Consider the following 23,747-nt stretch of genomic DNA (forward strand, 5'->3'; position numbering starts at 1 on the left):
CGGTCACCATCTCGCCTTCGACCACCGGTACCTCCGCACTCGGAGATACCAGAACTCCTTGCTCCTGCTCCATTCGAACCCTCCTCCTGGAGGGGGTCAGAATTAGTGTCGCAAGGGGGTCAATATCACTGTCGCTCTACAGGGACATCCAATCGTGCGTCGGTGGCACGCCGATTGGATGTTGTGGGTGGCATGAACACTCCACAACCCGGATACGACGAGCGAACATTCGCAATCATTGGTGCGGCGATGGAGGTCCACCGGGTCCTGCGCAGGGGGTTTCTCGAAGCGATCTACTACGAAGCCTTAGGCCTTGAGTTCACGCGCAGGAAGATTCCCTATGTGACCCAGGTGCCTTGCTCGGTCGAGTACAAAGGGCAACGACTCCACGGCTTCTACAAGCTGGACTTCGTTTGTTTCGGCAGCGTGATCGTGGAAGTCAAGGCCAGTTCAGCCACGGCGCCAGCCGATTACGCGCAGGTCCTGAACTATCTGGCACTCAGCGGCCACCAGATCGCGTTGTTGCTTAACTTCGGACGTCCATCTCTGGAGTACCGCCGCTTCGCGCTGAGCGAGGAGGCCTGAATCGGCGTCTATCGCATGCGGGATTTGCGGCTGGCGTGATCGGCAAATCTGCGGCTGCCGTAGTCGGTAATCTGTGGCTATCGTGATGGACAAATCTGCGGCTGCCGTGATCGGTAATCTGCGGCTGTGGTGATCTTAAATCTGCGGCTGTTGCCACCCGCATCGCCGGCTCTAGTCGATCGTCCACAGCGTCAGCGCCGTCAGCGCCTTCACGAACAGCCGGTTACCAGAAATCGACGGCGCGGCCCAGGTCGCCGAGTCTGACAGTTGATACCGGCCCAGCGGCGTGAACGCCTTCGGATTGCTCCCATCCGCCACCACCAACTCGCCATCGTCTTTCAGCGCGAACAGGATGTTGCCGGCGCGGGCGATCGCCGCGTTCTCGGCGGTGCGGGGCTCGCCCTTCCACAGCACCTCGCCGGTCTTCGCATCGAGATACATGAACATCCCGCCGCTCTTGCCTGACAGCGCGAAGTACGCATCGCCGACGATGACCGCGTTGCTGAACCGGCTGTACTGCTCGTCGTTTTTCCAGGCGTTGTCGGTGCCCCACTTGCCATCGCGCTTGTTCACCCGGATGGCGGTGATCCCGCTCTCGAAGGCCGTGACGATGATGGTGTCGTGGTAGACGAGTGGCGTGATGGCCTGCACGTCGCGGGCGGAGTGAAATGGGCGGCTCCACAGCAGCTCGCCCGTCGCGGCCGACACTCCCACCAGCATGTTTTCGGTAAAGGTGATCACCTGCCGGGTCCCCGCCAACTCCACGACGATGGGCGAGCCGTAAGCGGGACCATCGCCGGTCCACTCCCAGTTCACCGCGCCGGTGGCCGGGTTGAACGAGGTCAGGGCGCCCTTGCCGTATCCGCCGACGTGCACGATCACCTGGCCGTTCTCGAACAATGGCGATTGCGAGGTGCTGTAGGTCGGCGCCGCCGGCGGTGCCGGCTTGTGCCACAGCCGTCGCCCGGTCTCGGCCGCGAACGCCGACAGGATGCCGCTGATGCCGAGCGTGAAGATGCGGCCCTCCACGAACAGCGGTGTCGACTTGGGACCCTGTCCATGGTCGATGGCCAGGCGATTCGGCGTGTACGGCGCCGGGTATCCCGTGGCCCACAGTTCCTCGCCGGTGGCCGCGTCGAAAGCGGCGAGCACCTCGTTGTCGCCGCGGCGGCTGAACATGAAGATGCGATTGCCCACCAGGAGCGGTGTCGCATGGCCGGTGCCGACCTCGGCCGTCCATCGGCGCGTCAGTTGCTCCGGCCACTTCGCGGGCGCCACGAAGTGCGGGACGACCCCGTCTCGTTTGGGACCGCGCCACTGCGTCCAGTCGCCGGACCGCACCTGCGCCTCCGCCACGGCCGCCGCGGTCAGCAGAATGGCGGCGATGACTCCTCTCAGCACCTTTGGCACCTTTGGCACTTTCATTTCTTGGGATCCACCAGTGCCTCGTATACCAGTCGGCGTGAGAGCGGTCGCACCTGAGGCGAGCCGCCAGTGGGTGTGCTACCGGCCAGGTTCTGCATCATGCCCACCGCGATCAGATCGTTGACCGGATCGATCCAGAACCACGTACCGAATGCACCACCCCAGTAGAACGAGTTCTTGCCTTCCGGGGTGTTCGCCTTGGCCGGATCCAGGATGATCGCGAAGTCGAGGCCGAAGCCGATGCCCCCAACGTTGACATTCGGGCCATAGAGATCGACCGTCACGCCGTCGGCCAGCACGTTGGTCCGCATCAACTCGACGGTGGACGCCTTCAGCAGGCGTTTGCCGTTGCCCTGGCCGCCGTCGAGCAGCATCTGCGCAAATCTCCGATAGTCGTCCGTCGTCGACAGCAACCCCCCACTGCCGGATAGAAACACCGGCTTCGAGGTGGGATCACCCTGTGTCGGCGCGGTCATGATTCGTTTGTCCGGACCGTAGGTGAATATCTTCGTCACCCGATCCGCCTTGGAGGGCTCGACCCAGAACCCGGTGTCCTTCATGCCGAGCGGCTCGAAGAGCTTCGTCCGCAGGAACACGTCCAGTGGCTGGCCCGACAGCTTCTCGACGAGGTAGCCCTGGATGTCGACGCTCGGACCGTAACGCCAATCGGTGCCGGGCTGCGCGGCAAGCGGCAGCTTGGCCAGCTTGTCGATCATGGCCTGCAGCGGTTGACTGCGATCGCTAATCGGGCGCTTGCTGTATCCGCCACTCACGTCGAAGCCCGCTGTGTGGCTCATCAACTGGCGCATCGTCATCGGCGTCGCTTGCGCGACCTCACCGGCTGGGGTGGCCACCTTCAGGTTGGCAAACTCGGGAATGTGCTTCGCGACCGGGTCCTCGAGCGACCACTTGCCTTCTTCCCACAGCATCATCATGGCGACGCCGGCGATGGGCTTGGTCATCGAGGCAATTCGGAAGATGGTGTCCTTGGTGACAGGCTTCTTCGTTTCCAGATCCTGCACACCATACGCGTCGAACTGGACCACCTTGCCGTGACGGGCCACCAGCGTGGTGACACCGGCGAGCTTGCCCTCGTCCACCAGAGCACGCATGGCCTGCTGGTAGGCCTTCAGCCCGTTGGCCGAGAAGCCAACCGACTCGGGGGACGTCAATGGATCGTCCGCGCGCAGTCCTACGAGGCCGGCCACCGCGACCGCCGCCACCGCCAGAACTGCCTGTCGAGTAATCACGCGCATAGGACCTCCCAGGTCGCGCCGAGCATAACCGATGTCCGGCACCCCGTTACGGGGCGCTACCTACTTCTTTACGTGCCGTTCCAGCATGCGTCGCCGGACGACCCCGCCGTAGACGTGGCCGGCGGCATCGACACCGACGCCTTCGGCGCCCGCGTGATCCGCTGCGGTCGACTCCTGATCTTCGATGAACGCTGTGACCTGGCCATCGCGCGCGCTGCCGATGCGGATGCCCTTCTTGACGCCGGGCAGTTCGCGCGCGCCGGTGTCGGTGCCCCACGACTCGGAATCGGCGACATAGATGGTGTCGTCGCTCGTGATCACGATCCCGCTCGGCCGGCCGAACTGCCGCCACTCGTCCAGCACCTGTCCGTCCTGGTTGTAGATGACAATGCGGTTGTTCTCGCGATCGCCGACGAACAAGCGACCTCGGGAGTCCATGGCAATGGTGTGGGGTTCGCTCAGTTCGCCACGGCCCTGCCCCTTGCGCCCCCACTGCTTGATGAACTTGCCGTCCCTGGTGAAGTGCATCACGCGGTTGTTCTTGCCGTTGCGATGGCTGTCAGTGATGAAGAGATCGCCGTTCGGCGCCACCACTACGTCGGTCGGCTGGTCGAACAGGTCTGGGCCCGAGCCGCTGACGCCGGCCTTGCCGAGCGTCATCAGGATCTTCCCGTCGGGACTGAACTTTATGGCTTGATGGCCCTTGCCGGGCGCGCTGCCGGCGTCGGTCATCCACAAGTTGCCCTCGCGATCGACGGTGCCGCCGTGCGGAAAGATCAGTTGCCCCTGGCCGAAGCTGGCCAGCAGCTTGCCGGCGGCGTTGTACTTGAGGATGGGCGCCTCGGTTCGTCCCGCGCACGAGTTTTCGAAACACCGGTGGACGACGTAGATCGTGCCATCGGGCGCGGGTTCGATCGCGGTCACCGCGGCCCATTTCACGCCAGGCGGCAACTCACCCCACGTACGAGTGGTGGTGTAGGGCTGCGGCAGATCGTTGCGCGGCTGGCCGCCCTGCTGTGCAAGGAGTGGCGCCGAGAGCAACGCCGCAGTGGCGAAGGCAAGCATTCGAAGTGGCTGCATGATGGCTCCTTTATACTGGAAGCGCCTTCCCGATGCCGTTGCTCACTGACAAGACAGCGATCCGCGCGATTCTGCGCCGCGACCCGGTCTGGGGGGTCTACGCCCTGGGCGATTTGGCGCCGCGGATGTTTCCGAAGACACAGTGGTTTTCTCCGGGGTTTTCTCCGGGATTCGGGCCGGACCTCGCGCTCGTGCTGCACGACTTCGACACCAGCATTCTCTTCGCCATCGGCACGGGCGCCGTGCGCGAGGCCCTCGGCCATGTGCGGTGGCCAGTCCATCTGCAGGTGCAGCAGGACGCTCTGGACGAGGTGGCGCGATACGCCGTGATCGAGAGCCAGTGCCACATGTGGCGCATGGGGTGGAATGGTCCGCCTGAAGGCGGACGCCACATTGACCAGGGACAAAACCGGACCGCAACGTCCGCGCGACGTCTCGGTGCGGCTGATGTGCCCGCGTTACTGAAGCTGTATGCGGATGGCGAGGCGACCGGAGAGTCGCCCGACTTCTTCTATCCGTCGATGGTGACCGATGGTGTGTTCTTCGGTGTCTACGACGGCGGCGTGCTGGTCGCGGCCGCCGGCACGCACCTGTTTGCTCCTGAAGAACACGCTGTGGCAATTGGCAACATCTATACGATGCGCGATCGCCGCGGCCGTGGACTGGGCGCCACGGTCACTCGCGCCGTGCTCGACGAGGTGAAGGATGGCGGCACCGTCGGCCTGAATGTCCGGGCCGGCAACCACGCAGCCCTCCACCTCTACGAATCGCTGGGCTTCGTCCGCCACTGCCTGTTTGTCGAGGGGCTAGCCACGGTCCGGAAGTAACGGAGCAAACAGCTTCGCGAGCGGCAGTTCGAACCCGGGCAGCAACGGCGTCGCCAGCACCGACCCATCGACGGCTTTCAAGGACCCAAGCGGCACCAGGCGGCTGGCGGCGTCACGGCGATAAATCGCCACGTCTTCGGCCTTAGAATCCACCACCCAGTACTCACGAACGCCGCCACGCTCGAACAGCGCTCGCTTGATGCCCAGGTCGCGCTTGCGCGTGCCGGGCGAGAGAATCTCGACGACCAGGGCCGGCGCACCTTGCACGTTGGCGTGGGTCAGGATCTCAAGCTGATCCGCAGCGATGAACAGCAGGTCAGGCTCGACGACATCCCACCGGGAGAAAATGACGTCGAACGGCGCATAGAACACGTGACCGGCTTCGGGATGCGCTTCAAGATAGATCCCGATGGCCAGGTGCAGCCGGCCCGACAACTGCTGGTGCCGCGTGGCCGGAGACGGGGTCACGTAGTGCACCCCATCGATGAGCTCGTGCCGCAGCCCATCGTCCGGGAACCGAACGAAGTCGTCGTACGTAAGTCGCGTCTCGCGCTCGGTTGTGGGCATCGCCTTTTCCCCGTCCACGATCGGATATTACACCCGGCCATGCGGATCGATCCTGCGAAGGGTGTGCCGTACGAAAACACGCCCGAATCGTCAGATTGACGATCCGGGCGTTAAAGAAACTGCCGCGACATTCGCGTGGCGGTATCGAAGAAAGTGCGTACTCGGTTGGACTACGAGCGGGCGCCGAAGCGTCCCGCTCGAGCCGACGGACGGCGTCCGGGTCCACCGGACCCCTGACGCGCCCCCGAACGGGGTCCATTGCTGGACCCACGGTTGTTCCGGCTACCCTGGTGACGCCGGCCTGCTTCGGGCAGTGCCTCGTGCGACCCCGCGGTAGTCGGGAAGGCTTCCACCACCACGTGCTCGACGGGAGTGGGCAGCAAGCGCTGGATATCGCGCAGCAGATCGCGATCCGCCGGCGACACCAGTGAAATGGCGCGGCCGGACAGGCCGGCGCGGCCGGTCCGGCCGGCGCGGTGGATGTAGTCCTCGGCCACCATCGGCAGGTCGAAGTTCACCACCAGCGGCAACTGGACGATGTCGAGCCCGCGCGCGGCGATGTCGGTGGCCACGAGCACGTTGACGTGCCCGGCCTTGAAGTCGCTGAGTGCCTTGGTGCGCGCGCCCTGGCTCTTGTTGCCGTGGATCACGGCGGCCTTGACGCCGGCGCGCTCGAGGTACTGGCCCACGCGGTTCGAGCCGTGCTTGGTCCTGCAGAACACCAGGGCCTGGCCCGTCGGCTTCTGCACCAGGATGTGCGTGAGCAAGTCACCCTTCCGCTGATCCGACACCGGATGCACCACGTGCGTCACCGTCTGCGCCATCACCTGGCCCTCGGACACGTCCACGCGCTGCGGGTCGCGGGTGAAGTCGGCGGACAGGCGAACGACTTCCGGCGAGATCGTCGCCGAAAACAGCAGCGTCTGGCGATCACGCGGCAGCACCTTGAGAATGCGCTTCAGCGGCGGCAGAAAGCCCATGTCGAGCATGCGGTCGGCCTCGTCCAGGCAGAGAATCTCCACGCCCGACAGGTCAACGGTGCGCTGCTCCATGTGATCGAGCAGGCGGCCGGGCGTCGCGACAATGATGTCGACGCCGCGCTGCAGGTCGCGCTTCTGCGGGACGATCGAGACGCCGCCGAAGATCGCGGTGACGCGCATGTTCGCGGGCACGCCGTAGGTGCTGAGCGACTTGTGCACCTGGAGCGCGAGCTCACGGGTGGGCACCAGGACCAGCGCCCTCGGCTTGCGCGTGCCGGCAGGTGCGCCGCCGGGAATCTGCAGCCGCTGGATCATCGGCAGGCCGAACGCGGCGGTCTTGCCGGTGCCGGTCTGCGCGCGAGCGAGCAGGTCCTTGCCCGTGAGGACGACCGGGATGGACTTGAGCTGCACCGGCGTGGGCGAGGTATAGCCCAGCTTGGCCAGCGGATTACAAAGAGCGGGCGTGAGCCCGAGAGACACGAACGGCATAGCGAAGCGCTCCTGATAGTGCCTGAGCGTTCCCTAACCGCACGCAGCAAGCCGACAATTTCTAGCGAAACGGCGCCGGATTGGCGCGCTCGGTAGGACGCCCCTCAGCGGGACGCTGTACATCTGAGCTAACAAATACCGAAGGGTGGTAGTCCCGAGGAGTTCTGAGGACGGAAGCGCAGTGACTCAGGCAGTATAGCACAGGGATCAGGGATCAGGGATCAGGGATCAGGGATCAGGGATCAGGGATCAGGGATCAGGGATCAGGGATCAGGGATCGGGGATCAGGGACGGCGCGGTTCGACGATGGCAAACCCTGCATCAAACCGGTCGAGTAACTCAAAGAGCATTGTCGCGGCAGCGAGGTCGCCCTCGACCCTGGCCGCTCCCAGCTTCACTACCTCAGCTAGCGACCGTCGTCCAAGCACGATGGCGTCGAACGTCTCGCGCGACAGCGTTACTGAGGCGCCGGCGTTTGCCGCCCGCGCACCCGCCACATAGGTAAGGGCACCGTTGCGCAAGGTAACCGCCACCTCTTCCGCCCGGCCGGTCAGGGTCCAGTTGACAACCACCTCACGCGACCACGCGCGCGGGCCGTTCACGTGGGTACCCAGCACGTCGAAGACCTCGGTGGCCCGCATCGCCCGCACCATCTCGGGATCCAAGACCGCGGTCCGCGGCGCCAGCGGACCCTGGCGCAGCTCCTGGGCCCCCACCAGATACGCGTTCCGCCAGGTCGCCGCTTCCGAGGCGTAGCCCAGTTGCTCGAACGCATCGGCCGCCAGGTGACGCGCCTCAGTGTTCGAGGGGTCGGCATACACCACGTGGCGCATGACCTCGACTACCCAGCGATACTCCCCTTTCGCATAGTCGGATCGCGCCTTCCCCATCACGGACGCGACACTACCGAAATACTCGACGTACTTCTTGGACGCCTCCCGTTCCGGCAGTGGATTCAAGTTGGCGGGATTCGCGTCGTACCAGCCGAGATACTTCTGATACACCGCCTTGGCGTTGTGCGACAGCGTGCCGTAGTAGCCACGCGCGGCCCAGTCGTTGGCCAGGCCCGGCGGCAACACGAGCTCCTCGGAGATCTCTGCCGGCGTATAGCCGTGGTTCATCAGCCGCACGCTCTGATCGTGGATGTACTTGTAGAGGTCCCGCTGGTTCGCAAGGGCGCGCGCGACCCGCTCTTTCCCCCACGTCGGCCAGTGGTGCTGCGCGATCAGGATGTCGGTGTCGGGACCGAACCGGTCGAGCGCGGCGCCCAGGTACTTCGACCAGGCGCTGGAATCCCTGACCTCGGTGCCGCGAAACGGCAGCAGGTTGTGCATGGTCTTAGTGGCGTTCTCGGCCAGGTTCAGGACGCGATGCCTGGGGAAGAACAGGTGCATCTCGGCCGGCGCTTCGGTCGCCGGCGTCAGCTGGAACACGATCGGCACGCCGTCGATCGTGTGCGTCTCGATCGGCTGCACGATCGACATCGTCGGCGCCATGACCGACCGTCCCACTGCGCCGACGCCGTCGATCTTGCCCAGTCCCGCATCCACCGATCCGCGCTCACCGCGCGGCAAAGACGTGCCGAACTGATAGGTCGCGCGCCGGGCCATGGCGTTGCCGGCGACCACGCTCTCGGCGATCACCGCGTTCATGAAACCCGCCGGGGCAACGATCGCCGTGCGTCCCGCCGTCACCTCGGCTTCGTCCGCCACGCCGCGGACACCGCCGTAGTGATCGCTGTGGCTGTGGGTGTAGATCACAGCGGCGATGGGCCGCGTGGGCCGGTGGGCGAAATACAAGTCGAGCGAGGCGCGGGCCGCACCCACCGAGCCCAGCGGATCGACGATGATCACGCCCGTCGCGCCTTCGATGAAGGTGACGTTCGCGAGCGCGAGCCCGCGCACCTGGTAGATGCCCGGCACGACCTCAAACAGGCCGTTGATGGCGTTCAGCCGCGCCAGCCGCCACAGGCTGGGGTGCACGGTGTCGGGGACCTTCTCGTCGGCGAGGAAGCCGTAGCGGCGCGTGTCCTGCCCCGCCGGCAGCGTGGCGATGAACCCGCGACGCGCGTCAGCGAAGTCCTGCTGATCGGTGAAAGGCAGATCGCGAAGCGCCGCCTCATAGACCGCTCGCACCGCGGGCGCGGCGGCGTTGGGCGTCGGGGGCGGCGAGGGCGATTGCGCGTGAGCCGATCCGCCACCGACCGCGATGACGACACCTACCAGAACCGCACGAACTCCAATGCTCGACACGCCCATGCCCACCTCGGGGCGCAGCATAGCATTCGGGGATCAGGGATCGGGGATCAGGGATCAGGGATCAGGGATCAGGGGGGTTGCAGAAAGCGAGTCCCCAGTGTCCTCGGACGTGTGCACTTTTTGCGCGTTTGGCATGCCTCACAACGCATTTGGGCCCGGATCTTCGGGGATCGATTCATGCTCCAGACACGGGCATGTCCATCGAATCACACCGAGACTTGCTGGTCTGGCAACTGGCCATGCGGCTAGCGGCGGACGTCGAGACCATCGCCGCCCGTCTTCCCGTTCACGAGCGCTACGGCCTCGCGTCTCAACTTCGCCGGGCCGCCACTTCTATTCCCTTAAACATCGCCGAGGGCTGGGCACGCCCCACGCGCGTGTACATCAACCACCTCAGCATCGCCCTTGGGTCAGAAGCTGAACTGAAGACCCAACTGGAACTTGCGGTGAAGATGAAACTGCTGTCGGCCAGCGAAGCCGAACCACTGCTGGCAACGGCGAGCGAAGTCGGTCGAATGCTGAATGGATTGACGAAGGGTCTCCGAGCTCACCTTTCGCGACCGCACCCCTGATCCCCGATCCCCGATCCCCGATCCCTGATCCCTGATCCCTGATCCCTGATCCCTGATCCCTGATCCCTGATCCCTGAATCCCTGCTAAGGCCGCTTCGCGCAGTACGCCGAGCCGCGGCAGTGTGTGGGCACGAACAGCTCGGCCTGGATCAGCCAGACGCCATCCACCCTGCGCCATTGGGCCAGGTAGGTACCGCCGATCTCAACAACACCATCCGGCTCAGTCCAGCGGCCCGTCCACTCCCCTCGTTCCGACGCCACAGTCCAGGGTGCGAACACGTCTACCGTCGCTGGCGTGCGAACCCAGACGGTGTCGGGCCGTCGCGCGAAGGTTTCCGCCATCCGCTTCGCGTAGGCCTCGCGGCCAGAGGCCTGGGCGCTCGTCGAGGTCACAACGTGGAAGTCCAGCATCCAGTGCGCGGCAATCGCGGCGACATCGTGCTTGGCAATGGCCGCGTTCGATCGCTCTCGCGCGGCACGAATCCTGGTCTCGTCGTCCGACACCTGGCTAGCCTTCGCACCAGCACCAATACACATCAGCACCAACATGGCACCGGCACGCATCCCCCAAGGCACCTTAGGCACCTTAGGCACCCTATTCCTCCCCACCCGGCCGCCGCCCCCACGTCGGAGGCTCGGGCTCCGTCGTCCGGCGATCAACCGGCTTCTCCTTGAGCAACCGCAGCGCTTCGTCCACTGCCCGTTCGAGCTGCGGATCGCGGCCGGCGATCACATCCTTGGGCCAGTTCTCGACGTCGATGTCGGGGCCGGTGCCTTCGTTCTCCACCGCCCACTTGCCCTCGCGGGTGAAGAAGCCGCCGCGCGGCGCGATCATCGTTCCGCCGTCGATGAGGCCCGGGGTGTCGGCGGTGTGGACGAGGCCGCCCCACGTGCGCTTGCCGACCAGCGGGCCGATCTTGCGGTGACGGAACATCCACGGCATCAGGTCGCCGCCCGACCCGGCCATCTCGTTGATGATCATCACCTTGGGTCCCCAGATGCCGGCTGACGGGCTGGTGAACGGACGGCGATCGCCGGCGACGTTGTTGAAGTAGCCGTCGAAGTCGCGCTGCAGCACGTCGATGATGTAGTCGGCCGCGGAACCGCCGCCGTTGTAGCGTTCGTCGATCACCGCGCCCTGCTTGTCCTGCTGCGCGAAGTAGTAGCGGTTGAAGCTCTCGTAACCGCCCTGCCCGGTGTTCGGCACGTAGACGTAGGCGAGCTGGCCGTTGGAACGCCGGTCAACGAAGCGCCGATTCTCTTCCACCCACGCGCGCGTGCGCAGGCCCTGCTCGTTGGCCACGGGCACGACAGTGACCTGGCGCGCGCCTTGCGGCGTCGGCTGTGCGTTCACCGTCAGTACGGTCTGTCGATTGGCCGAACCATCGAGCAGGCGATAGATGTTGTCTGGCGCCAGGAGGTCGATGCCATCAATCGCGATGACGTAGTCACCGGCCGACACGTTGATGCCCGGTTCGGCGAGCGGCGCCCGCAACTCGGGATTCCAGCTTTCGCCGTCGTAGATCTTCGTGATCCGGTAGCGGCCATTCTCAATCGCGAAGTCGGCGCCGAGCAGGCCGCCAGGCGAGGCGGGCACTTCGGGCATGGCGCCGCCGCGGACGTACGAGTGGCCGATCGCGATCTCGGCGCCCATGTTGTCGAGCAGGTAGTTGAGATCGGCGCGGTGCGCGATGTGCGGGAGCATGGCGCCGTACATCTCCTTCATGCGCGGCCAGTTCGTGCCCTGCATGTTCGGCACATAGAGATAGTCGCGCTGCAGGCGCCAGCCCTCGTTGAAGATCTGCGCGAACTCCGCCTTCGGGTCGAGATGCATGCGCAGGTTCACGTCGATGCGGCCCTGCCCCGCCGCCGGCACAGCCTTGTCGGCATCCAGGAGATACACCGGCTGACTCTGACCAGTGGCGGCAGGCGCAGCGGGCCCGCCACCGGGGGCCGGCGTTCGGTAGACCAGCTTCTTACCGTCGGCGCTCACGGCGTAGCCGGCCACGCTCGACCGGAAGACCTCGGCCTTGCGGTCGCTCAAGCGGTAGCGATGCAGCGTGTTGCCGCGCCCGCCAGGGCCGGCGGGCGCTTCGAGGAAGAACACCGTGCCGGTGGTGCCGGCCTTCACATCCAGGTACGGGCGCGACGGCACGCCGGGCACGGCCAGGATGCGCTGCTGGATGCGGTCGAAGTCGATCTGCACGGTGACCGCCGGCACTGCCCCACCCGCCCCACCCGCCCCACCAGCCCCACCCGGCTCTTCATCACTTTCCGCCAGCAGGGGGCTCGAGTCCGTGTTCTTCAGGACCGCGACATACAGCGCGAACGTCGGCTGCCGCCCGTACGACGTCATGTCGAGCCACTGCGACGAGAGGCCAAAGTCGGTCGAGGCGAGGAACCACAGGTACTTGCCGTTCGCGTCCCAGACGGGATACATCGCGTCGGCCAGGCCATCGGTGACCTGGGTCTTCACGCCGGTTTCGACGTTGGCGACGACGATGGCGCGGTAGAGGGTGTTGAGGCGCGACGCGAAGGCGACCCATTTCGAGTCGGGGCTCCACGTCGGCGCCAGCGTGCGCTGAGGCACCATCCACGGATCGTTACCGACAATTTTTGCCTGCCCGGTCGCGATGTCCATGACCCACACGTTCAGGTTGGTGTCGGTGTACAGGAGCCTTTTCGAATCGGGCGACCACACTGGCGTGTAGTAGAACGCGGGCTTCTCGAAGGCGATCTCGCGCGGCGGCGCGATGCCATCCTGCGCTTCGATCACCAGCTGGTACTCGCCCGACTTGTCGCTGAAGTACGAGATCCACTTGCCGTCGGGCGACCACGCCGGCTGGCGCTCGGCCGAGCCGCTGGAGTTGGTGATGTTGCGGACGTCGCCCTTCTCGGCGGGAATGGTGAAGATCTCGCCGCGGGCCTCGACCACCACGCGCTTGCCGGTGGCCGAGATGCCCAGGTTGGTCATCCGGCTCGTGACGTCCTCGAACCGCGGCATCATCCACGGGAAGTCGCCGGCCGCGGTGATGGTCAACTGCTTCGCCTGGCCGCTCTTCGGGTCGAGCGTGTGGAGGTACCCGGCCTGCTCGAAGACCACGGCGCCGCCGCCGGCGTCGAGGGTCTTCACGTCGTAGTCGATAAACTTGGTGCGCTGCGTCAGCGCCTTGCTGGCCGTGTCGTACGACCAGACGTTGGCCATGCCGTCACGATCGGAGATGAAGAACACGGTGTCGCCGAGCCACACCGGATCGACGTCCTTGGAATCGGTCCAGGGTGGGGAGACCAGGTCGAACGTCTTGAGGTCCACGATCCAGACGGGCCGGTTCTGGCCGCCGCGATAGTTGCGGCGCTCTTCATCCCACGAGTTGTTCATGCGGTAGGCGACGCGCCTGCCATCCGCGGAGATCTTGCCCTGGTAGGCGCGCGGCAGCGGTAATGGCACTTCGACGCCGCCCTTGGCCGGTACCGTCCAGAAGCGCGGGGTGGCATTTGGCGCGGAGGTCGCCCGTGCCGACGCGAACAGCACGCTCGCACCATCGGCGGTCCAGCCTTGCACGGTGTCGGCTCCGGGATGCCAGGTGAGCCGCTTCGGCTCGCCGCCTTCGGCGGGCACGGTGTAGACGTCAACGTTGCCGCCGTAGTCGCCACTGAAGGCGATGGTCGTGCCGTCGGGCGAAAACTTGGGGTTGATGGTCTGGCCCTGGAAGCTGGTGAGACGCCGCGCGCTGCCGCCGGCGCGCTCGACCACCCAGATGTTGTTGGCGTAGACGAACGCGACCTGTGTCGCGCTAATCGACGGCGACCGCAGCATCCGGGTGGGACTACTGGCGGCCAACTCCACCGAAACTGGGACGAACAGCAGGATCAGCAGCGCACAGCCCAGCAATCGCTTCATAAGCGGGATGCTAGCACGCGCGCCCGGCGCCGGCCCGGCTGCGCGGTGCTACGATGGATGAATTCGTTCTCTTTCCTGGAGGACCGCCATGGTCTCAATTACTCGCGGCGTCATCGCCGCTTTCATACTGTTTGCTTTGCTCGGCTCGGCTTTTGCCCAGGGTAATCCCACGGGCGGGGTCGACGGCCGTGTCACCGACCAGGACGGCCTGGCGCTGCCGGGTGTGCTCGTGACCGTCGCCTCTCCGGCCCTGCAGGGTGTGCGCACGGCCATCACGGCCGCCAACGGCGACTACATCATCCCGTTTCTGCCGCCGGGCGCCTACGCGGTCACCTTCGAGTTAGCGGGGTTCCGGGTGGCGCGCCGCGAGAACGTGGCGGTGGTGATTGCCGAAACGCTCCGGGTGGATATGTCACTCGGCGTGGCGGGTGTCAGCGAAACCGTCGTCGTCAGCGCCAGTTCGGGTTCTGCGGAGATCGCGCCCAACCTGACGGTCGCCAGTACCTACAAGTCGGCGACCCTCGAACTGCTGCCGATCGGCCGGACGCTCAACTCGGCCGTGCTGCTGGCCCCCAACGTCACCGACAACGGCCCGGGCGGGAACATCATGATCGCCGGCGCGATGTCGTATGAAAATCTGTTCCTGATCAACGGCGTCGTCGTCAACGAGAACCTGCGCGGCCAGGCGCGCAACGTGTTCATTGAAGACGCCATCCAGGAAACCAAGGTTTCCACCGGCAGCATCTCGGCCGAGTACGGCCGCTTCCAGGGCGGCGTGGTCAACATGGTGACCAAGTCGGGCAGCAACGACTTCGCGGGCACCTTCCGCACTTCGTTCGTCAACGACGCGTGGGGCGCGCTCACGCCGTTCCCGGGCGACGAGAACATCGACCAGGTGGTGCCGACCTATGAGGTCACGGCCGGCGGACCGATCCTGCGCAACAAGCTGTGGTACTTCGGCGCCGGCCGTTTCGAGAAGAACACCGACAACCGCACCACCGATTACACCGCCTTCAACTACGAGCGCATCGACGACGAGAAACGCTACGAGGCCAAGGGCACCTGGACCCTGAACCCCAAGAACACGTTCCGGGGCGCCTACACCAAGCGGCACGCCGACATCTTCAACAACAACTTCGGCACCATCATGGACGCGCGCTCGCTCTATGACAGCGCCAACGACGAGGACTTGTATTCCGCGAACTTCACCAGCGTGTTGACCAACACGTGGTTCGTCGAAGCGCAGTATTCGCGGCGCGAGCTGGACTTCATCGGCACCGGCGGCTCGAAGACCGACCTGCCCAACGGCACGCCGATCTGGGATCGCTCGCGCGGCCAGGCGCGCTTCAACGCGCCGACGTTCTGCCGCGTCTGCGGCAGTGGCCTCGAGATCCGGAACAATTGGAACAGCGCGGTGAAAGCCAACTACTACCTGTCCACCGACCGCACCGGCTCGCACAACATCGTGGCGGGGCTCGATTTCTACCAGGAAACGCGGAAGAACGACAACTTCCAGTCGGGCAGTTCGTACCGCATCCAGGCCACGCGCTCGGTGATTCAGGGCCTGGACATCTACCCGGTGTTCCTGGGCGACAACACCACCTACGTTGAGTACCTCCCGCTCGTGGCACCGAGCGTGGGCAACGACATTCGAACGCAGTCGTTCTTTGCCAACGACACCTGGCGGCTGAACGACACGCTCAGCCTCAGCCTCGGCCTGCGCTACGACCGGAATCGGTCGAAAGACCAGGCCGGCGCCCAGGTCGTCGAGGACAGCGCGTGGAGCCCGCGACTCGGGGCCACCTGGGATCTGTTCGGTGACGGCAAGTGGATCGCCAATGCCGGATACGCCCGTTACGTCACCGGCATCAGTACCGCGATTGTCGATGCCGGCTCCGCCGGTGGACGGACCGCCACGTTCAGCTATTTCTATCAGGGCCCGGCCGTGAACAGCGACCCGACGCGGCCGTTGCTGACCGCCGAACAGGCGTTGCCGATCTTGTTTGATTGGTTCTTCGCCAACGGCGGCACGTCGCGCGCGACGCGAAATGCGCCGAGCATCCCCGGGGTCACGGTGAGTGTCGGCGAGGGCTTGAAGGCCCCCAACTCGAACGAATGGATGGCCGGCCTGTCGCGGCAAATCGGCAACGTCGGCAGCGTGCGGCTCGACTACGTGCACCGGTCGTACGCCGATTTCTACGGCGACTTCCGTGACCCCTCCACCGGCAAGGTCACCGACCCGACCGGGCGGGTCTACGACCTGACCATCGTGCGCAACACCGACCTCGCCAACCGCACCTACAGGGGTGTCGTGACCCAGGCCAACTACCGCCTGGGCACCGATTGGCAGTTCGGCGGCAACTACACGCTGTCGTGGCAACGCGGTAACTTCACCGGCGAAGACGCGGGCAGCGGGCCGATCCGGTTCGGCGGCAACGACCAGCCCGAGTACAAGCAGGAGTCCTGGAGCTTCCCGACCGGCTACAACCCTGGCGATCAGCGGCACAAGATGCGCGGCTGGATCCAGTACCGCCTGCCCGCGCCGGCGGCGGCCGGGCGCTTCGACCTCGGCGTGCTCGAGCGTTGGGATTCCTCGGACGCGTCGAGCGCCGATGGCACCATCGACCCGCGCAGCTTCGTCACTAACCCCGGCTATCAGTCGGTCCCGTCCACCGTGACCTACTACTTCGAGCCCCGTGGCGACCAGCGCTACGACGACCTGTGGCGGACCGACCTGTCGCTGTCGTGGACGCTGCGCGCCGCCGGGCGCGTGGATGTGTTCTTCCGTGGCGTGTTGCTCAACCTGTTCAACCAGTCCGCCCAGCTGGCCGGCAACGAGACCATCCTGACGCGCACCAACAACACGCAGTACGCACTGTTCAACCCGTTCACCACCACGCCGACACTGGGCACCCACTACGCGTTCGGGCCCAACTACGGCCAGCCGACCGGCACCGGCGATTACCAGGCGCCGCGCGAGTTCAACTTCTCGGTCGGTATCAGGTTCTAGCTGCTTAGCGCGCGGCGGTGGCTCCCAGCTGCCGCCGCAGCGCGTCGAGCCAGTGCTGCACCACGACGATGCGCTGGCGGGTGGCGGTGGGAGCGCCGGTACTGCTCGCGGTCGTCACGATCAGGAATCGGCCGTCAGGGGCCACGTCGTACCCACGCACACTTGACGACATCTGGCCAATCGGGACGGCGGTTCCGGTAGTGAAGGACGTGCCGGCGATGACCGGCACAGCCGTAAGGGTCGCTCGCAGCGTCGCGCCAGCCGACTCCACAGCCAGGAAATACAGCTCACGGCCATCTCTCGACCAGCGTGGCACCGCGCCGCCAGATGCCGATACTTGCCACCGGGCTTGAGCGACCTCCGGAAACGGGCGGACGTAGATCTCGTCACCGCCCGATTCGTTGGATTGGTACGCCAGCCATCGTCCGTCTGGCGACAACACCGCCAGGCCTTCATCAGCTGACGTCGCCAACAGCGGCTTCGGCTCGAACGGCGACCGGTTCGGAGTGGCCCAGATGTCGAAGCCCCCGGTCTGTCCGCTCATGCTCAGCAGAAGCCAATCGCCCTTGCGCGAGAACTCGGCGACGGTGCTCAGCCGGTCGAGCTGAAACAGGCTCGCGGACGGAGCACTGCCGTCGGAGGGCTGGCAGCGCACATCATAGGGACTTTCCCGGTAACACACCCGGCTGCCATCGGCGGTCCATTGCGGATCGGTCGCCGTGCCGCTGGACGTCAACCGCGTGAACGTGCCACGCCCGATGTCGCCGATCCAGACGTCGGTCTGCGATCGAGACGTACCCATCAGGCGGATGGCCACCCGTTTGCCATCCGGGGATAGGGCGAACGAGCGCTGCCCCTGAAACTGCGGCCGCGCCGGTAATGCGGTTGGCTCGAGGCCGCCCTGCCGTGTCATCCACGTCAACGTGCTGTCTGCCGCCATGTCGTCCACGGCATAGGCCAGGCTGCCGGACGGCGACCAGGTCATTTGTGAGGCGCCGGTGAATCCGCCCACCGACGGGAGTACGCCACGCTCCAGCGGTACCGTCGGGCCTGACGTTTCGCGTTTGCGCGAATCGAACGCGACGGCAAACAGCGCATTCTCGCGCGCGTAGATCAGCAGCCCGCCGGGCAGTGCGCGGCCGTCGGTGCCCCCTTGGACCAGCGTCGTAAGCGTCCCGCTCGCCAGGTCCTGCACCACGATGTTCGATCCGCTCCAGTCGCGCTCGTTAATCCGCTGCGTGAACAGAACCGCGCGACCGTCATCCACCAGTTGCGGGGTCTGGATCCATTCGCCGGCGGTCTTGTCGATCGTCATCAGCGTCCGGACCGTGCCGCCGTCGGCCGGCACCTGGAGGACGGCACGCGCCTGGCCGACCACGATCTGGTCGCCGGTCCACGTCAGTCCGAGCGGATTGTCGATCTCGGCGAGTTGGATGGCGCTGCCGCCGCTGACCGGGATCTTCTTCAGCGCGCCATTCGACCAGAAGGCAATCCAGGCGCCGTCGGGCGAGAACACGGGTTCTGAAGGGTCCGCATTCGCGGTACCGCCGATCAGCGCCGGCGTCAATTCGCTGAACGAATGCAGGTACAGCGCGCGATTGGCGACATAGACCAGGTGCGTGCCGTCGGGCGACAGCGCCAGCACGTGGCGACCGGCGCGGGTGAACACCTGATCGGCCGGCAGATCGATCGCAAACCTGGTGCTCGGCGGCGCGACCGGTGGGGCTGGCCACCAGCCCCAGGCGACCAGGCCAGCCACTAGCGCTCCGACGACCGCGCCAGCCAGCACCGGCCCTGGTCCTCGCGACTTCTGCAACGGCGCCGGTGCGACTACCGTCTCGCGTGGCGGGTCGATCGCGTCGTCACATTCCAGGCGTGCCACCGCCGCATCGGGCATCCGCTTGCGACGGTCCTTTTCCAAGCACCGCCGCAACAGCTTCCGGACCGGTGCCGGCGTGTCAGGGGGCAGCGCCGACCAATCAGGCTCGTCCTTCAACACCGACGCGATCACGTGCGACACGGTCTCGCCGTCGAATACGCGCTTGCCGGTCAGCATCTCCAGCAGGACAACTCCAAACGCCCACATGTCCGTGCGCCGATCGACAGGCTTGCCGGCCGCCTGCTCCGGGCTCATGTAGGCGGCGGTGCCGAGGATCATTCCGGCACCGGTCATCAGCGTTGGTGAGGTGATCGTTGGAGAATGGTCGGCGGGACTAAAGTCCCCTCCTGACGCGGGATCCATGGCCTTGGCGAGGCCGAAGTCGAGGACCTTGACCGTCCCGTCCGGGCGCAGCTTGATGTTCGCCGGCTTCAAGTCACGGTGGATGATGTTCTGGTCGTGCGCCGCTTCGAGCGCCTCGGCAATCTGCCGCGCAACCGCCAGTGCTTCATCGAGGGGCACCGGTCCTTGCGCAATGCGGTCGGCCAGCGTGGGACCTTCGACCAGTTCCATGACCAGCGCCTTCACGCCGCCACTTTCTTCGAGTCCGTAGATCCCCGCGATGTTCGGGTGATTGAGCGAGGCGAGCACTTCCGCCTCGCGCTGGAAGCGCGCCAGGCGATCAGGATCGGCCGTCACTGCCACCGGCAATACCTTGAGGGCCACCTGTCGCTTCAGGCGCGAGTCGGTGGCTCGATACACCTCGCCCATCCCGCCTTCGCCAATGGAACCAAGAACGTCGTAGGGACCGAGACGGGTGCCTGAGGTGAGCGCTGGCATCGGGAGAGTTCGGTGAGTATAGCCGAAGGGTTCAGGTAGAATCCCGACACCATGATCCGCCAGCGACCGCTCCTGCTCCTGACCATTGCCGCCTTCGGCGTCATGGCCCTGGCCTTCGGGCCGGTGGCCGCCCGGCAGGGCTCACCGGCCGAGACGCGCCCGCCCGGCACCAACTACAAGGGGACGGCGTGGACCATCAACAAGGTCACTGACGGCGTCTATCACGCCGTCGGCACCGGCAGCCTGGTGGTGATGTCCAACGCCACCATCATCGAAGGCGACCGGGACGTGCTGGTCGTTGACACGCAGGTATCGCCGGGCGGCGCGTGGGCGCTGCGCGAAGAGCTGAAGGCGATCACGCCCAAGCCCATTCGCTGGGTGGTCAACTCGCACTACCATTTCGATCACTCGCACGGGAACCAGATCTACGGCCCCGAGGTGCAGATCATCGGCCACGAGTTCGCGCGGCAGCAGATGGTCGCCGGCAAGTCGCAGGACTCCCCTGCCCGCGAGTTCTATGTCGGCGGCGTGCCGGCCGCGATCCAGGGACTCGAGGCGCGCCTGGCCGCCGCCACCGACGACAAGACGCGCGCCACCATCCAGAACCAGATCGACATCCAGCGGAATCATCTCGAAGGCACCAACGGGGTGAAGCCGACGCCGCCGACGTTGACACTGACCGAGACCATGACGCTGCACCTCGGCGCGCGCGAGGTCCGCATCATGTTCCTCGGCCGCGCCCACACCGCCGGCGACGTCGTCGTCTACCTGCCGAAGGAGCGCATGGTCGCCACCGGCGACCTGCTGGTCAATGGCACGTCGTACATGGGCGATGCGTTCATCCCGGAGTGGATCGACACGATCGAGGCCCTCAAGAAACTTGACCTCGGCACCGTGCTGCCGGGGCACGGCGCCGCGTTTACCGACATGGCGAAGCTGGATCACTGGCAGGCGTACATGCGCGACTTCTGGGCACAGGCGCAGAAATTTCACAAGGCGGGCACGCCGTGGGAAGAGGCGGCGAAGCAGGTGGACCTGCGCGGCAACGCCGTCAACTACCCGATGATCCGGACGACCGGCCTGACACCGAACCACGGGATGCGGCGGGCATACGAGATCCTCGAGGGCAAAGTCCGCTAGTGGCGCTGCATCCGCTGGTCCTGGCCGTCGTCCTCAGCGTGATCCTGCCGGCAGGCGGCACCGCCGGACAAGGGCTCCCGGCCATTCAGCCGCTCGATCGGCCCCTGCGGGTCTTCCTGGACTGCCGCGCCGGCGGTTGCGACCAGGAGTTCTTCCGGACCGAGCTGGCGTGGGTGGACCATGTCCGCGACCAGAAAGACGCTGACGTGCATGTGCTGGTCACCGGGCAGGGCACCGGCGGCGGCGGCACGGAGTACACGGTCCGGTTCATCGGCCATGGTCAATGGGTGGGACAGGAAGACACCCTGCGGCGCCACAGCGAGGCGGCCGAGACCGACGATGGCCGCCGACGCATCCTGACGCAGGTTTTTGCGTTGGGCCTGGCACGGTTTGCGGCCGCGACACCGATCGGGACGACCCTGAGCGTGGCCGCGGCCTCAGCCGCGTTACCGGGGCGTCAGACCACCCCCGCCGCCGACCCGTGGAACTACTGGGTCTTCCGCACCAACTTCAACCTCAACCTGAACGGCGAAGCCACCAGCGATTTCCAGAACCTCAACGCCCACCAATCGGCGAACCGCACCACCGCGGAGTGGAAACTCAACTTCAACGCGGGTGTCAGCTACAACGAAAGCTCGTACGAGCTGAGCGACGGCGAGACGTTTCGCTCGTTTCGCCGCGGGTGGAACGTCAATGGCCTGGCTGTGAGGAGCCTGGGGGATCACTGGTCGGTTGCCGGCAAGCTCGGCACATCACGCAGCAGCTTCAACAACCAGAAGCTGAACCTGCGGGCGGCGCCTGGTGTCGAGTACAACGTCTTTCCTTACAGCGACTCCACCAATCGTCAACTGACCGTGCAGTGGACCACCGGTCTCAACCGTTTTGTCTACGACGAGGTCACGATTTACGGCAAGACCGAGGAGACCAAGTGGGACCAGACGGTGATGACGTATTTGAACCTCAGGCAGCCCTTCGGCACGGTCAGCGTCACGGTCGAGGGCGCCTACTACGTCGGCGATGCCGACAAGTATCGCCTGGCCCTGTTTGCCGACAACGAATTGCGAATTACACGCGGACTCTCGCTGCGTCTTGATGGCAGTTACCAGATCCTGCACGACCAGTTCTACTTGAGACGCAACGAAGCCACCGACGAGGAAATCATCGCGCGCCAGCGCCAGCTCGCGACGTCGTATCGCTTCTTCATGTCGGTGGGCTTCACCTACCGCTTCGGGTCGATCAACAACAACGTCGTCAACCCACGTTTCGGCGGTGGCGGAGGATAGAATTGGCTATGCCCATTTTGCGTCAGGTCTGGCTCGTGCTGGTCGCCACCCTCCTTGCCGGTTGCGCCGGCCCCCAATCGGCACCCGCACCGGCCGCGGCCGCGGCGACGCCCGCGGCGGCCGAGTTCCTGGCGCGCCTCGCGACCGTGTGCGGTCAGGCGTACGCCGGGCGGGTGGTGACGAATCAGCCACCGCAGCCCAACGATGCCTTCGAGGGCCGCAACCTCATCATGCACGTGCGCACCTGCGAGCCGGGCCGGGTGCTGGTGCCGTTTCATGTCGGCGAGGATCGCTCGCGGACGTTTGTCCTGACGCTCGTCGGCGACCGGCTTCGCCTGAAGCACGACCACCGGCACGAGGACGGCACGAGCGATGTGCTGACGATGTACGGCGGACAGTCCACCGCTCCCGGCACGGCGACCCGCCAGGAGTTTCCGGTGGACGAAGACTCGCAGGCGCTGTTCACGCGTGAGAAGCGTGAGGTGTCGAACACCAACACGTGGGCCATGGAGCTGCACCCGGGCCAGCTGTTCGCCTACGAGCTGACGCGCCCGGGCGGCCGCAAGTTCCGCGTCGAGTTCGACCTGACCACGGCCGTGCCAACGCCGCCGCCGGCCTGGGGACAGTAGCGCGCCTCCGAGATCCTGGACGGCAAGATCACTCAGGCGCGGGATACGGCTAGTTGCTGGTGTCGAACTCCGGATCTTCCGACCACTGGATGGGCGGCGACGCAGCGTTATTGGACGCGACAAACGTCACCTCGTAGCTACCCGGCAACCCGCCGCCGTACACCATGGGCGGAAAGGCATACACCGTGAGGTCGCCAAGCACGGCGCCGGTCGCTTCCTGCGACGACAGGCAGAGGAAATTGCCGTTCGCCCCACCTCTCACGAATGGCGTTGCGGTGGTCTGGTTCGTCAAGGCTAGTTGCGACTCGGTAAACACGGTCGTACCTGTCAGCGTCAGCGGCGACCCGCTCGCGGCCGGATACGCAACCGTGATCGCGATGCTATCGCCGCTCTGAAGGACCGGTGCACGACCATTGTCGAATCCGCCATCCAGCTTGCCACCGGTTGCGACCGATCCCGCGGGAATGGTGAAGTTGCAAGAGTATTGCTGTGGCATGTTCGTCACTCCTCAGGGGGCTAGTTACTGGTGTCGAACTCGGGATCCGCGGACCATTGCGTCGGTGTTGGCGTGTTGGTCCCGGCCTCGGCAACGAAGGTCAGCTCGTACTTGCCCGCCTGGCCACCGAAGTAAATCAGTCCGGCAAAGTTGTAGGTCGCGCCGCCATTACCGGGCGACGAGTTCGCCACCTGGGTCAAGAGGCAGCGATAATTGTTGCCGTCCTTGAACGGCGACGGCGCGGACTGACCGGGATCGGCGCCCGCCGCCGGCGAGATCACGAAGTACCCCGTGAGGCTTGCGGGCGCGCTGCTGGGCGTGCCGGCCCACCGGAGTGACACCTGCAGGACATCCCTGGCACCCAGAACGGGCGCCGAAGCCCCGAGGCCGTTGCCGGTCAATCGCCCGCCGCGGCCGGCGCCGGGAATGACGTACGAGCACGTGTAAGTGGCCATGCCTCTCCTTGTAGAATGCAACGCGCCGGGAACGCTGGCGTGTCGAACCCGCAGAGTCTACACTCAGCTCAGCCG

18 protein-coding genes are annotated in these 23,747 nt (G+C 65.7%); 7 read left to right on the forward strand and 11 right to left on the reverse strand.

Translation table 11 applies throughout. The annotated features are described in order from the left end of the window. The first annotated feature begins 162 nt into the window (after positions 1 to 162). Complete coding sequence (locus tag Q8T13_22200) at positions 163 to 585, forward strand: GxxExxY protein (GenBank protein MDP3720483.1); 423 nt, start codon at positions 163 to 165, stop codon at positions 583 to 585. A gap of 171 nt (positions 586 to 756) precedes the next feature. Here the strand turns inward: Q8T13_22200 and Q8T13_22205 are convergent, their stop codons facing one another. The 3 genes from Q8T13_22205 to Q8T13_22215 form a co-directional block, all read right to left on the reverse strand. Continuing rightward, positions 757 to 2,010: a PQQ-binding-like beta-propeller repeat protein gene (locus Q8T13_22205; GenBank protein ID MDP3720484.1), complete on the reverse strand. Its 1,254-nt coding sequence runs from the start codon at positions 2,008 to 2,010 to the stop codon at positions 757 to 759. After that, a complete protein-coding gene (locus Q8T13_22210) occupies positions 2,007 to 3,260 on the reverse strand; it encodes a serine hydrolase domain-containing protein (protein MDP3720485.1) in 1,254 nt (417 codons plus the stop codon). The genes Q8T13_22205 and Q8T13_22210 overlap by 4 nt, the downstream gene beginning before the upstream one ends. Before the next feature lie 66 nt (positions 3,261 to 3,326). Further along, on the reverse strand, positions 3,327 to 4,346 hold the full coding sequence (locus Q8T13_22215) for a peptidyl-alpha-hydroxyglycine alpha-amidating lyase family protein (GenBank protein MDP3720486.1): 1,020 nt from the start codon (positions 4,344 to 4,346) through the stop codon (positions 3,327 to 3,329). A gap of 32 nt (positions 4,347 to 4,378) precedes the next feature. Here Q8T13_22215 and Q8T13_22220 point away from each other — a divergent pair, with 32 nt between their 5' ends. Further along, complete coding sequence (locus tag Q8T13_22220; GenBank protein ID MDP3720487.1) at positions 4,379 to 5,173, forward strand: GNAT family N-acetyltransferase; 795 nt, start codon at positions 4,379 to 4,381, stop codon at positions 5,171 to 5,173. Here Q8T13_22220 and Q8T13_22225 read toward each other — a convergent pair. From Q8T13_22225 to Q8T13_22235, 3 genes are all read right to left on the reverse strand, one after another. Further along, a complete protein-coding gene (locus Q8T13_22225) occupies positions 5,153 to 5,740 on the reverse strand; it encodes a Uma2 family endonuclease (GenBank protein ID MDP3720488.1) in 588 nt (195 codons plus the stop codon). The genes Q8T13_22220 and Q8T13_22225 overlap by 21 nt on opposite strands. A 170-nt stretch (positions 5,741 to 5,910) precedes the next feature. Then, positions 5,911 to 7,209 carry a DEAD/DEAH box helicase gene (locus Q8T13_22230; protein ID MDP3720489.1) on the reverse strand — a complete coding sequence of 433 codons (1,299 nt, stop codon included), beginning with the start codon at positions 7,207 to 7,209 and terminating at the stop codon, positions 5,911 to 5,913. Between the two features lie 284 nt (positions 7,210 to 7,493). Next, positions 7,494 to 9,488, reverse strand: a complete 1,995-nt coding sequence (locus Q8T13_22235; GenBank protein MDP3720490.1) for an alkyl sulfatase dimerization domain-containing protein — start codon at positions 9,486 to 9,488, stop codon at positions 7,494 to 7,496. Between the two features lie 173 nt (positions 9,489 to 9,661). Here Q8T13_22235 and Q8T13_22240 point away from each other — a divergent pair, with 173 nt between their 5' ends. Then, positions 9,662 to 10,039, forward strand: coding sequence for a four helix bundle protein (locus tag Q8T13_22240; GenBank protein ID MDP3720491.1), 378 nt, complete (start codon positions 9,662 to 9,664; stop codon positions 10,037 to 10,039). 84 nt (positions 10,040 to 10,123) lie between these two features. Here the strand turns inward: Q8T13_22240 and Q8T13_22245 are convergent, their stop codons facing one another. Both Q8T13_22245 and Q8T13_22250 read right to left on the reverse strand, forming a co-directional pair. Beyond that, positions 10,124 to 10,624: a nuclear transport factor 2 family protein gene (locus tag Q8T13_22245; GenBank protein MDP3720492.1), complete on the reverse strand. Its 501-nt coding sequence runs from the start codon at positions 10,622 to 10,624 to the stop codon at positions 10,124 to 10,126. Positions 10,625 to 10,634: 10 nt separating this feature from the next. Next, on the reverse strand, positions 10,635 to 13,940 hold the full coding sequence (locus Q8T13_22250; GenBank protein MDP3720493.1) for a PDZ domain-containing protein: 3,306 nt from the start codon (positions 13,938 to 13,940) through the stop codon (positions 10,635 to 10,637). A gap of 88 nt (positions 13,941 to 14,028) precedes the next feature. Here Q8T13_22250 and Q8T13_22255 point away from each other — a divergent pair, with 88 nt between their 5' ends. After that, positions 14,029 to 16,950 carry a TonB-dependent receptor gene (locus tag Q8T13_22255; GenBank protein ID MDP3720494.1) on the forward strand — a complete coding sequence of 974 codons (2,922 nt, stop codon included), beginning with the start codon at positions 14,029 to 14,031 and terminating at the stop codon, positions 16,948 to 16,950. 4 nt (positions 16,951 to 16,954) lie between these two features. Here the strand turns inward: Q8T13_22255 and Q8T13_22260 are convergent, their stop codons facing one another. Further along, positions 16,955 to 19,669, reverse strand: coding sequence for a protein kinase (locus Q8T13_22260; GenBank protein ID MDP3720495.1), 2,715 nt, complete (start codon positions 19,667 to 19,669; stop codon positions 16,955 to 16,957). Between the two features lie 51 nt (positions 19,670 to 19,720). Between Q8T13_22260 and Q8T13_22265 the strand changes: the two genes are divergently transcribed. From Q8T13_22265 to Q8T13_22275, 3 genes are read left to right on the forward strand one after another with little or no spacing between them, the layout of a single operon-like run. Then, the gene (locus tag Q8T13_22265) at positions 19,721 to 20,809 is read left to right on the forward strand and encodes an MBL fold metallo-hydrolase (GenBank protein MDP3720496.1); all 1,089 of its coding nucleotides are present in this window, start codon (positions 19,721 to 19,723) and stop codon (positions 20,807 to 20,809) included. Continuing rightward, positions 20,809 to 22,092 (forward strand): hypothetical protein, encoded by a 1,284-nt coding sequence (locus Q8T13_22270; GenBank protein MDP3720497.1) that lies wholly within the window; start codon positions 20,809 to 20,811, stop codon positions 22,090 to 22,092. The genes Q8T13_22265 and Q8T13_22270 overlap by 1 nt, the downstream gene beginning before the upstream one ends. A gap of 8 nt (positions 22,093 to 22,100) precedes the next feature. After that, the gene (locus Q8T13_22275) at positions 22,101 to 22,721 is read left to right on the forward strand and encodes a hypothetical protein (GenBank protein MDP3720498.1); all 621 of its coding nucleotides are present in this window, start codon (positions 22,101 to 22,103) and stop codon (positions 22,719 to 22,721) included. A gap of 49 nt (positions 22,722 to 22,770) precedes the next feature. On the opposite strand, the gene Q8T13_22280 is transcribed toward Q8T13_22275, so the two are convergent. Beyond that, positions 22,771 to 23,217, reverse strand: coding sequence for a hypothetical protein (locus Q8T13_22280; protein ID MDP3720499.1), 447 nt, complete (start codon positions 23,215 to 23,217; stop codon positions 22,771 to 22,773). A gap of 20 nt (positions 23,218 to 23,237) precedes the next feature. Beyond that, positions 23,238 to 23,672 (reverse strand): hypothetical protein, encoded by a 435-nt coding sequence (locus Q8T13_22285; GenBank protein ID MDP3720500.1) that lies wholly within the window; start codon positions 23,670 to 23,672, stop codon positions 23,238 to 23,240. Positions 23,673 to 23,747 lie beyond the last annotated feature (75 nt).

It is taken from the genome of Acidobacteriota bacterium, assembly GCA_030697165.1.
Classification (GTDB): Bacteria; Acidobacteriota; Vicinamibacteria; order Vicinamibacterales; family UBA2999; genus 12-FULL-67-14b.

What these genes read in the sequence shown, in the direction of transcription:
- Q8T13_22205 (MDP3720484.1), bottom strand. Translation starts at nt 2,010, where the DNA reads ATGAAAGTGCCAAAGGTGCCAAAGGTGCTGAGAGGAGTCATCGCCGCC.
- Q8T13_22215 (MDP3720486.1), bottom strand. Translation starts at nt 4,346, where the DNA reads ATGCAGCCACTTCGAATGCTTGCCTTCGCCACTGCGGCGTTGCTCTCG.
- Q8T13_22220 (MDP3720487.1), top strand. Translation starts at nt 4,379, where the DNA reads ATGCCGTTGCTCACTGACAAGACAGCGATCCGCGCGATTCTGCGCCGC.
- Q8T13_22225 (MDP3720488.1), bottom strand. Translation starts at nt 5,740, where the DNA reads ATGCCCACAACCGAGCGCGAGACGCGACTTACGTACGACGACTTCGTT.
- Q8T13_22230 (MDP3720489.1), bottom strand. Translation starts at nt 7,209, where the DNA reads ATGCCGTTCGTGTCTCTCGGGCTCACGCCCGCTCTTTGTAATCCGCTG.
- Q8T13_22235 (MDP3720490.1), bottom strand. Translation starts at nt 9,488, where the DNA reads ATGCTGCGCCCCGAGGTGGGCATGGGCGTGTCGAGCATTGGAGTTCGT.
- Q8T13_22240 (MDP3720491.1), top strand. Translation starts at nt 9,662, where the DNA reads ATGTCCATCGAATCACACCGAGACTTGCTGGTCTGGCAACTGGCCATG.
- Q8T13_22250 (MDP3720493.1), bottom strand. Translation starts at nt 13,940, where the DNA reads ATGAAGCGATTGCTGGGCTGTGCGCTGCTGATCCTGCTGTTCGTCCCA.
- Q8T13_22255 (MDP3720494.1), top strand. Translation starts at nt 14,029, where the DNA reads ATGGTCTCAATTACTCGCGGCGTCATCGCCGCTTTCATACTGTTTGCT.
- Q8T13_22260 (MDP3720495.1), bottom strand. Translation starts at nt 19,669, where the DNA reads ATGCCAGCGCTCACCTCAGGCACCCGTCTCGGTCCCTACGACGTTCTT.
- Q8T13_22265 (MDP3720496.1), top strand. Translation starts at nt 19,721, where the DNA reads ATGATCCGCCAGCGACCGCTCCTGCTCCTGACCATTGCCGCCTTCGGC.
- Q8T13_22275 (MDP3720498.1), top strand. Translation starts at nt 22,101, where the DNA reads ATGCCCATTTTGCGTCAGGTCTGGCTCGTGCTGGTCGCCACCCTCCTT.
- Q8T13_22280 (MDP3720499.1), bottom strand. Translation starts at nt 23,217, where the DNA reads ATGCCACAGCAATACTCTTGCAACTTCACCATTCCCGCGGGATCGGTC.
- Q8T13_22285 (MDP3720500.1), bottom strand. Translation starts at nt 23,672, where the DNA reads ATGGCCACTTACACGTGCTCGTACGTCATTCCCGGCGCCGGCCGCGGC.